Below are 9519 nucleotides of genomic sequence, written 5' to 3'. Positions count from 1 at the left end.
TACACTCCGGGCAAATTCTTTCTTTAGACATTACTTTTTTCCTCTCTTTCTCCGGCGTTGATAATTGTTTATCCATTCCCCATCGGTCGGAATATACACTGTAGGAATATACATCATCTCTTTATCTGAGTAATCACAAACGACATGCAAAGGCAATCCATTCAGCATCATCCCATAGATTAAAATCCTCTGTCTTGCCGGGTACCTCTCGATGATCTTCCCGGTGAGTAACACATAAACAATGTCCTCTGGCTCAACTCCATCCTTTTTGGCCTCAGTAATAGCATGATTGTAATACTCATAGTTTTCATTTTGTACAATTTGTTTTACTTTCTCAATAGAAATCAATGGGACTTGCCCTTTCCTGATTAACTCACCTTAAACTGCAAAATGTCCTGTAATACATCATCGGTAGTTGATTAAGTTTTTGCATTCTTATTGAGTTCCCATAGCTTTGAATATTTTACGAATGTATAAAAAGCATAAAGCCCGCATAAAATAATCCCCAAAAAGCCTTCTTTATAGCCCCCTTTGACTAAATACATTTTTATAAAAGCTGCAGGCGGTCTGAAAATCATTTTTAAAACAGTCCTTTTTTTTTTCGAAGCAAATAAATCATTTGCGGCAAGAGTGGAATAACGGTTCATTCTGATTAAGAAATCAGAGATATTTTTATAGGTGTAATGGATTAATGAATGTTTTAAATAGCCTGTTTTTCCTTTAATCTGGACCGATTCGTGAACCTGCACATCATTAAATCGACCCATCTTCTTATTAAAAATCCGGATACTGTAATCAGGGAACCAGCCGCAATGGAGAATTAACCTTTTTTCAAAGTAACTTTTACGGCTAATGGAGTAACCCGAGAAATCAATTTCCTGCTTAAGAAGTGTTTGAATTTCCTCTTTTAATTCAGGAGTCACCCGCTCATCCGCGTCAACACTCAATATCCAATCAAAGTGGGCCAGGTCAACCGCGGAATTTTTCTGTTTCCCAAATCCCTGCCATGGAACCTCATAAACGAAGTTACTATATCGTTTACAAATTTCAATAGTTTTATCGTGGCTTCCAGAATCGACCACGATAATTTCATCCGCCCATTTAACGCTTTCCAGACAGGCCGCCATATTGTTCTCTTCATTGAGCGTTATAATAACAACTGATAAACGGTTCATTCCAGGTCCAGAATAAAAACGGAGGAGGTTTCTTTCATAATTTAATGGCTTCATCAATGAGCATGATAGGGATATCCTCTTTAATCGGATACTTCAACCTGCAGTGATCGCAAATTAACCCGTCTTTTGATTGATTCAAATAGATCGGTCCTTTACATTTCGGGCATGCAAGAATTTCCAATAGCTCTTTATCAAGCGGCATATTTTTCCCCTTCGAAACATGTTGAATTGTTTAATTGTTGAAGTGTTAAACTGGTCCTCTTTTATTTATCCCAACTCAACAGTTTAACACCTAAACATACTCCATCAACTGATTTTCACTATTTTTTTAAATGCTTCAAATACCTCTTCCGGAGTAATAGTTTCCATACACTCCATTGGACGATTTTTATTCAGACAGTTTCTGCTGAAACATGGACTGCACAAAACACCCTTATGGAGGATAAGATGCTGATCCCCGTAAGGTCCGGTCATTCGAAAATCGGTAGCTCCAAATAAGGCAATGACCGGAATATTCAGTGCCGCAGCGAGGTGCATCGGACCCGAGTCATTTGTGATCAGCATTTCACATCTCTTAAGCAATGCCGCCAATTGTTTCAAAGTCAGTTTTCCAGTGGCGATAATGGGAAGACTTGTCATTTGACGAACGATCTTTTGGACTTGAAGGAGTTCTTCCCTTGAACCAAAGAAAACCACCTGACATTCCTGGTTCTGCTGGATCAAATCGGCTAATTTAGCGAAATTCGCTCCTGACCATTCTTTGGTTTTCCATCTCGCAACAGGCTGAATTCCGATAAGTTTCAAATAAGATTTTACTTTTTCCGCTTTTATAAAATCTTCAATAAATACTTTATCTTTTTCGCATATTTCAATATTAAATTGAGGTTTTTCTTTCCAGCCCATTGTCTTTGGAATGAGCAAATATCGGTCAACAGCGTGAATATTTTCATTTGGAACCGAAATCCGCTGATCATAAAAAAAACGGCTTCCCTCTCTGGAATTATTAAAACCAATGACTTTTTTCCCGCTAGCCGCCCAGGCCAATAAGCCGCTTCTTAACAGACCCTGGAGGTCAATCACCAGATCAAAGCTTTTTTTCCGGATTTCATTGACCAATTTCACAATGGAAAAAATAGATTTTGGAAATTGATTCCAAATATTCCTGTCAAATAAGAAAATTTCATCAATAAATGGATTCCCCGCTAGAATGTCCTGATATTGCCGGTTCACTAAAAAAGAAATTCTTGCATCCGGATAAAGGGCTTTTAACGCTTGAGAGACTGGAAGACTGTGAATAATATCTCCCATGGAACTTAATTTAATGATCAGGATGTTTTGAACAGCCTCCTTTTTCGATTTATCCATTTTCAATTAATTGATGAAATAAATCTGCCGTTTCCCGCCCAACGCGGTCCATATTGAAAAATTGTTCCACCCGGTCTTTTCCTGCCTTAGCCAAATCTTTTCTTAAGAAGGTATTGTCTAATAAATGATTGATTTGGCGGGATAAATCGACGGAGTCACCCTTCGAAAAAAGAAGACCATTTTTGGCATGGCGGATAATTTCGTTAATTCCGCCGATGTTTGTCCCAACACAGGGCACACCGGCTGCCATCGCTTCTAAGGTTACCAAACCCAGGGATTCTGAATAAGACGGAAGAACATGAATATCCATTAAAAAATAATAGGGAACGATATCCTCCTGAAAGGGAATGATAAAGATCTGATCCTCCCCTATTCCCTTTGTTTTGGCAATCCTTAATAGCGGCTCACAGTTTTCAGAATTAGGGCCGATTAAAAGTAAACTCACTTTGCCCCGGAGATATTGAATTGCATCAAACAAAACCGAATGACCTTTTCCGTGGCCACGGGTATTTTTTCCTTCCGGGTCAAAATCCGCTACCATTCCGATAATTGGCCAGTGTAAATCCTTTTTGAAAATCTCCTTTTTTAACCTCTCTATTTTATTTAAATCGGGGGTTTTAAACCTGTCTGTATCAATTCCCCCGTAAATTATTTTTTTTTTAAAGGTAAAGTCTCTTCTCAGACTCTGAAAAACGATATCGCTAACAGCGATATTCATGTCTGCGCCCAGATTATAAATCATTGTGCCAAAAAACGGAACTGTTCCGGAAACCGCATGGCGCGTAATTACAATTTTGGCCTTACATTTATACAATAATTTAGCAAAGATAGCGAGATAACGTTCACCGGAGTGGTGGGCATTGATAACCTGAATTTCATGGTCATTGGCAAATTTTGCCAATTGTTTTGCTTTTTCAAATTCATATAGACTTTGAATATTAATCAGATGAGTCGGTATTTTTTCTTTTTCGGCGGCCCGCAGGGTAAAACTGCTTGCGGAACACCCCTGAATGACAGAATGGCCTAATTGCATTAATTTTTTAGAAAGAGCAGTCGCAAAAACTCCGGAACCCGCCCTTCCATCACCCAAATTCAAATTCATCACCCGCAAAGATTTATCCATAGAGGCTGTCCCATAGCTTAATATATTTGTCAGGGCTCATTCTAAAAAAAGCCTCTCCATGACTTTTGGCATTTGAAACCATACCTCTGTATCGGTTGAGAGAAAGGGTTCCTTCAAGCCAATTATGCCCGGCTAACTGGCTGGGATAACAGGCCATTGCCCGTTTTTTGATTTCAACCTGATCGGAAATATCGACCACCACATTGGGGATCAGAGTCGTCCAGACCTCATAGCTGTAAATCATAAAGTTTTTCTTTAAGTTTTTCAGCGCTTGAAAAAAATAATAATTCAGGGTGACGTGGTCATTATGACGGTCTATAAATGATGGAAGATACACCACATCCGGATCGGTTTCCTTAATGAGGTCTATTAACCGTCCTCTGATTTCAGGAAATTGATTAAGTGTTTTGGATTGGTATTCCCAATAAATTCTCTTCGACACACCTAATATCTTTCCAGCCGCCTCTCCCTCCTTTTGCCTTTCTTCGGTACAGTCGGCCAGAAAAAGAACAGTGACCGTGTGGCCCGCGGCAGAATGTTTAAAAAGCGTTCCTCCACAACCGATGGTTTCGTCATCAATATGAGGGGCAAGAACCAAAACCTTATCTCCCTTGGGAAGCTCTTCCAGAGGAAGAGACATTTTAAGATGAGGTTCGACCGCTTCATAAAAGCGATAGATATGCGCCCACTTAACACGAAAGTTCAACAATTCATTCCCTTCAGAATAGCGACAATTTCAGTGCTGCTACTTCATTGCGAGCGTAGCGAAGCAATCCCTGGCTCTAAGATTGCTTCGTCGTTTCACTTCTCGCAATGACGCGTTTTTTATGTGTTTGTTTTAGGTCCGAATCGGCGTTTTTAAAATCTTCTTGTATCCACCTAGCCGCATGAAGAATATTGTCGGCAACATATACCGGAATAATATCGGGTTGATCTTTTAACTTCATCAGGGTTTCCTTCCCTTTGCCGGTCAGCACCAAAATCCCTTTTGCTCCGATTCGATTGGCCAATTCAAGGTCTGAAAGCTGATCTCCCACAAAATACGACTTTTTTAAATTGACCGGATACTTTTCAAGAATCTTGTTGATCATTCCGACCTTTGGTTTTCGGCAAAAACATCCGGTTTCAGGGCGGTGCGGACAATAATAAAACCCTGAAATTTTGGCTTGAACCCGGTTAAGGTCTGCCTCCAGTTTCATATGAAGCTTTAAGAGCAACGCCTCGGTAAAAAAACCTCTTTCAACGCCGGATTGGTTCGAAACTACAAAAACCGGGACCTGTATCTGATTAAGCAACAAGATTCCCTCCGAAGTTTCTGGAAATATCTTAAATTGTTCTTCTGATGAAACATAATGGGTATCTTCATTGATCGTCCCATCCCGGTCAAGAAAAACAGCCGGAGAAGAAGACTCTTTTCCGGATAACCAGGAGGTGTGAAAAAGATTGAATACCTCGTCAACCGTTATCGAGGTCATACAACGGTGGTCAATCGGACATTCCCTCATCAGACAGGGGGAGCATTCAACATTCTTTTTGATCATGACGGAATCGTCTCCCACCGGCGATGTGGTTGTATCATCTGTTGGACCAAAAATCGAGAGGGTAGGAATATTTAAAGCACTTGCAATATGCATCGGACCGGAGTCATTCGTGACAAACCAGGAACAACGGGCAATCGCCGCAATCAGCTCTCTTAAATTTGTCTTTCCGGTTAACGCAAATGATTTTTCGGTCATTTGACTTTGAATTTTTTTTACAAGAGCCGTTTCGCTAGATGAGCCAAAAAAAACAACCTGGCTTTGAGTTTCCCTGATGAAACGATCCGCCAGCTGTGAAAATCTTTCCGGAAGCCATCTTTTGGCCGATCCGTAGGCCGCGCCAGGATTCATTCCGATCATTTTTTTATTTTCCAGGATTCCTTCCTCTTCGAACAAAATCCGGGCCCTGGCTTTTTCTCTTTCAGATATTTTCAGAACGGGTTTTTCAAAAACCGGTTCCACCCCGATTAACGGCTTTACCAGGTTAAGATAGAATTGAAGTTGATGGATCTTTTCAGATTTCGAAAAAAAAGGAACCGGATCGGTTAACAGGAAACCTCGTCCATCCCTGTTATATCCATAACGGTACCGAATAGAAGATAAAAAGGTAATGAGAGCGGCTTCAAACGCGTTTTGAAAAAGAATGGCAAGGTCGAACCTTTGCTTTTTCAGGTTTTGAATTAACCGTAATTTACCCCCAACGCTCCGATAATTGTTATCAAGAGAAATAAAGTCGTCGGCGATTTTATTTTCTAGCAACAGTTGAATAACGGAATCCGGACCGAGGATAGAAATCTTTGAATTCCTAAAATGTTTTCGAACGGCAGTCATCGCGGGGATTGAAAGAACGGCATCTCCAATCCAATTAGGCGTTCTAATTAAAATCCTTTTAATCCATTCAGGCTTAACTTTGAATTCTAATTCAGGGGGCATTCTGGGTTTTCCATCTCCGATGCATCCATAACCACTGTTCGGGACATTGGCTCACCATCTCTTCAATCGCAAGCGTAATCTGGGCCGTATTTTGACGCACATCATTTTTTAAATGACCGGTCTGGACAAGCGGAAGCTCCGGTTTTACAATGACATGATGAGTTCCGTTCGGCAAACGAATCATAAAAATCGGAATCATGGGAGTTTTTGTTTTTAGAACGATCATCGCCAACCCTTTATTGGTACACGCCGGGTGGCCAAAAAATGGAACAAAAACCCCTTCCCTCTTCGCGACATTTTGATCCATTAAAACACCGACCAGTTCCCCTTTTTTTAAAAGCTTCATCATTTCCCAAAAGGCATCGTTCTTATTGATAAAATGGTTCCCTGTAAAAGTTCTTGTTTTTTCAATTCTCTGATGAATGAAGGGATTGTCCAGTTTCCTGGCGACAACATAGCCCTTTTGAAATAACAGGGAAATAACAATTGCCAGCATTTCCCAATTACCGAAATGGGCTCCGATAAAAACCAGGCCCCTCCCCTTTTTCATTGCCTCGTGATAATGCTCCATCCCCTCGACCGAAATGCTTTTCAAAAGCTCTTTCTCATTCATGTTTTTTAAACGAATCATTTCAGCGATTGAGATCCCTAAATTTTCAAAACAACTTAACGAAATCTTTTTGATCTCTTCAGAAGTTTTCCGGGTTCCGTATATCATCTCCAGGTTTTCAAGAGCTACCGTTCGATGGCGTTTGTCCAAATAATAAAAAAGAGTTCCCAACCCCTTTCCCAATCGCAAGGCATATGGACAGGGAAGAATGTTAAATACTTTCTCAATGAAAATAAAAACAAGATACTGGAGATATTGGATAATCGGAGTCATCTGCTTCAGGAGCCTTTTTCGGATTTTAACGTTTCCCATGGAAAATCAGCTTCGGTTTTAAATTCAAGTTTCAAAATAATGAGCGGCACTTCTTTTCTTAAATATGGCGTTAATTTTACCGCATCTTTATCCGTTGTTATAATAAAATCGACCTTTCTGGACCGGGCAATATCATAAATCGCGTCGATATCATGAGGTTGATACCGATGATGGTCCGGGAAAACAAGTTCCCGGACAACTTGAATATGGCACGTGTCAACCATGGCTCTAAAAGACCTGGGATTCGCTATCCCGGAAAAAATAAGCGAAGTATTTCCAGAAAGTTTTTTAATCGGGCAGGTTTCCGCTGTCAACGCATTAAAAAAACACTTCGGTGCAAAATGGACATTGTATTTCGGAATCCCGGCAAAAAGCTCCTCTTTTAAAATGGCTGCCGCTTTATTGTGATTGCCATTCTTCGAGGTTAGGAAAATCATCGAAGCCCGTTTAATCGACGACAGGGGTTCTCGAAGGCCTCCCCTCGGAAGAAGGGAACCGTTGCTAAAGGGATGGTCTGAATCCAGCAAAAGGATGTTGGTATCCCGATGCAACTTTAAATGCTGATATCCATCGTCTAAAATAAATAAATCAATCTTGTATTTCGTTAAGAGATTCAGACCCGTTTTGTAGCGATTTTTCCCAACCGCGACAATAACACCTTTTAATTCTTTCGCTAGAAAGTAAGCCTCCTCTCCCGCCGACGACGGAGAGGAGAATATCTGGTTTCCATCTGAAACGATTAAAATGGCTCCTTCATTCGTTCTTCCGTAACCCCGGCTTAAGATGGCAACTTTTTTACCGTTCTCGTTAAAGAACCGGGCCAGAGCGAGAACTGTTGGCGTTTTTCCGGTTCCTCCCACTGTGATATTGCCAACGCTGATTACCCTTTTGGGAAGGGTATAGGTTTTTAAGATTTTACAGGAATATAAAACCGTTCTTGACTTAACGATAAAAAAATATAATAACGAAACCAGATAAAGAAATGAAAATAATACTCTCCACCCCCCTTCCGGTTGGGTCGTATTGATGATTTTATTGAACCATTGGCGGGAGGAGGTATAGGTTTCAGTTTTCATATCTCTCTGATTCAGGGGCCCGTGCGGCGCTTCGCGTCCTCCGATGCCCCCGAACCCCGCGTTCCGCACTGGCAGAGCCAGTTGCTTCACTTATCAGCTTTTCAATCAGGTCCATATTTCTATCGGTTGCGCCCTGATTTTCATGGAGAGTCTTTAAGGCGGTCTTTCCTTTCTCCTCCAAAAGATTCTTGTTTTTAAGATACAAACCGATTTTTGGAACGAGTTCTTCTTCGCTGGAAATCTCTATTCCCGCGTTGTTTTCTTTGAAAATTTGCACCATCTCCTTGAAATTTTCAGAATATTTTCCAAAAAAAGGGGCTTTCCCCCAGATGACCGCCTCCAGGATATTATGACCTCCTTTGGGAACCAGACTGCCTCCTATAAACGCTATCGTGGCCCAATAATAAAATTCCGAAAGCTCCCCAATGGTATCCAGTAAAATCACCGGGGGAAAATGACTTTTCCAGACCGTTTCATTTTTTAACTGGCTCTTTCTGGAATAAAAAATCCCCTTCTGTTCGATCAGACCGGAAACTTCTGAAAATCTTTCCGGATGCCGCGGGGCTATTATTAAACCCAGCCTGGGAAACTCGTTTCTAAGACGAAGATAAGCGTTTAAAATCATCTCTTCCTCTCCCGGATGGGTGCTGCCGGCAACCCACCAATCCCATTGGCCTAAAACAGAAATTTGGCCAAAAGGAATTTTATCCGGTTGTTTTAACTGATCATATTTCGTATTCCCGGTGGTCATGATTCTACAGGGGTCCGCGCCTAGCTCTAACATTTTAAACCTGTCTTCCTCTGTTTGCATGAGAGCCAGAGAGATGTTTCCGATCCACTCCTTCATCAACCATTTTATTTTAAGATAACGGGAAAATGAGCGATTGGATATCCGGCCATTCACCAAAACCGAAGGAATGCCGTTCTTTTTAAGATTTCCCAGCAGATTAGGCCAGATTTCCGTTTCAAAAAATATAAAAATCGAAGGATGGAGCATTCTAATGACTCTTTTAATGATCCACGGGATGTCAAATGGGAAGTAAAACAGACCGTCGATTCCTTTTATCTTGGCGGCAACGGTCTTGTGCCCGGTTACGGTGACGGTCGAAAAAATAAGCTTTTTATCCGGAAACCTTTCCTTTAAGAGCCGGATCATCGGTATCGCCGCGTGGACTTCACCTACTGAGACCGCGTGCACCCATAAAACGGAACGATTTTTTAAGGAATTTATCATTTCGGATGAAAGAAAACCTACCCGCTGGCTCCATCCGACACTGTATTTTCGAACAAACAAACTGAGTCCCCACCAAACAAAAATGAGTGGAGAGAGTAACAGGAGTATGAAATTGTAAAGAAAAGAGGCCATTGACTTAATTGATTTTCATGA

At 41.0% G+C, this 9519-nt stretch carries 10 protein-coding genes; all 10 read right to left on the bottom strand.

Annotation, left to right across the window (positions count from 1 at the left end; genetic code table 11):
- Positions 1 to 30: 30 nt before the first annotated feature.
- Positions 31 to 348: a DUF4258 domain-containing protein gene (locus HYR79_03770; protein ID MBI1820809.1), complete on the bottom strand. Its 318-nt coding sequence runs from the start codon at positions 346 to 348 to the stop codon at positions 31 to 33.
- Between the two features lie 71 nt (positions 349 to 419).
- Positions 420 to 1175, bottom strand: a complete 756-nt coding sequence (locus HYR79_03765; GenBank protein ID MBI1820808.1) for a glycosyltransferase family 2 protein — start codon at positions 1173 to 1175, stop codon at positions 420 to 422.
- A gap of 34 nt (positions 1176 to 1209) precedes the next feature.
- Positions 1210 to 1377, bottom strand: coding sequence for a Trm112 family protein (locus HYR79_03760; GenBank protein ID MBI1820807.1), 168 nt, complete (start codon positions 1375 to 1377; stop codon positions 1210 to 1212).
- 104 nt (positions 1378 to 1481) lie between these two features.
- Positions 1482 to 2540: a lipopolysaccharide heptosyltransferase II gene (waaF, locus tag HYR79_03755; protein MBI1820806.1), complete on the bottom strand. Its 1059-nt coding sequence runs from the start codon at positions 2538 to 2540 to the stop codon at positions 1482 to 1484.
- Positions 2533 to 3663, bottom strand: a complete 1131-nt coding sequence (locus HYR79_03750) for a glycosyltransferase family 4 protein (GenBank protein MBI1820805.1) — start codon at positions 3661 to 3663, stop codon at positions 2533 to 2535. The genes waaF (HYR79_03755) and HYR79_03750 overlap by 8 nt, the downstream gene beginning before the upstream one ends.
- Complete coding sequence (locus tag HYR79_03745; GenBank protein ID MBI1820804.1) at positions 3656 to 4369, bottom strand: PIG-L family deacetylase; 714 nt, start codon at positions 4367 to 4369, stop codon at positions 3656 to 3658. Before HYR79_03745 ends, HYR79_03750 begins: the two co-directional genes overlap by 8 nt.
- Before the next feature lie 76 nt (positions 4370 to 4445).
- Positions 4446 to 6134, bottom strand: a complete 1689-nt coding sequence (gene waaF, locus HYR79_03740; GenBank protein MBI1820803.1) for a lipopolysaccharide heptosyltransferase II — start codon at positions 6132 to 6134, stop codon at positions 4446 to 4448.
- Positions 6124 to 7056 carry a lysophospholipid acyltransferase family protein gene (locus HYR79_03735; GenBank protein MBI1820802.1) on the bottom strand — a complete coding sequence of 311 codons (933 nt, stop codon included), beginning with the start codon at positions 7054 to 7056 and terminating at the stop codon, positions 6124 to 6126. Before HYR79_03735 ends, waaF (HYR79_03740) begins: the two co-directional genes overlap by 11 nt.
- Positions 7023 to 8132: a tetraacyldisaccharide 4'-kinase gene (lpxK, locus tag HYR79_03730; GenBank protein MBI1820801.1), complete on the bottom strand. Its 1110-nt coding sequence runs from the start codon at positions 8130 to 8132 to the stop codon at positions 7023 to 7025. Before lpxK ends, HYR79_03735 begins: the two co-directional genes overlap by 34 nt.
- Positions 8122 to 9426, bottom strand: coding sequence for a 3-deoxy-D-manno-octulosonic acid transferase (locus HYR79_03725; GenBank protein ID MBI1820800.1), 1305 nt, complete (start codon positions 9424 to 9426; stop codon positions 8122 to 8124). Before HYR79_03725 ends, lpxK begins: the two co-directional genes overlap by 11 nt.
- Between the last annotated feature and the right edge of the window lie 93 nt (positions 9427 to 9519).

This window comes from Nitrospirota bacterium (assembly GCA_016178585.1).
Lineage (GTDB): Bacteria > Nitrospirota > Nitrospiria > JACQBW01 > JACQBW01 > JACOTA01.
This window is presented reverse-complemented; position numbering and strand designations above follow the sequence as displayed.

Bases quoted from the DNA above. Each gene is read 5' to 3' on its own strand.
- waaF (MBI1820806.1), bottom strand. From the start codon at position 2,540: ATGGATAAATCGAAAAAGGAGGCTGTTCAAAACATCCTGATCATTAAA.
- waaF (MBI1820803.1), bottom strand. From the start codon at position 6,134: ATGCCCCCTGAATTAGAATTCAAAGTTAAGCCTGAATGGATTAAAAGG.
- HYR79_03760 (MBI1820807.1), bottom strand. From the start codon at position 1,377: ATGCCGCTTGATAAAGAGCTATTGGAAATTCTTGCATGCCCGAAATGT.
- HYR79_03765 (MBI1820808.1), bottom strand. From the start codon at position 1,175: ATGAACCGTTTATCAGTTGTTATTATAACGCTCAATGAAGAGAACAAT.
- HYR79_03750 (MBI1820805.1), bottom strand. From the start codon at position 3,663: ATGGATAAATCTTTGCGGGTGATGAATTTGAATTTGGGTGATGGAAGG.
- lpxK (MBI1820801.1), bottom strand. From the start codon at position 8,132: ATGAAAACTGAAACCTATACCTCCTCCCGCCAATGGTTCAATAAAATC.
- HYR79_03735 (MBI1820802.1), bottom strand. From the start codon at position 7,056: ATGGGAAACGTTAAAATCCGAAAAAGGCTCCTGAAGCAGATGACTCCG.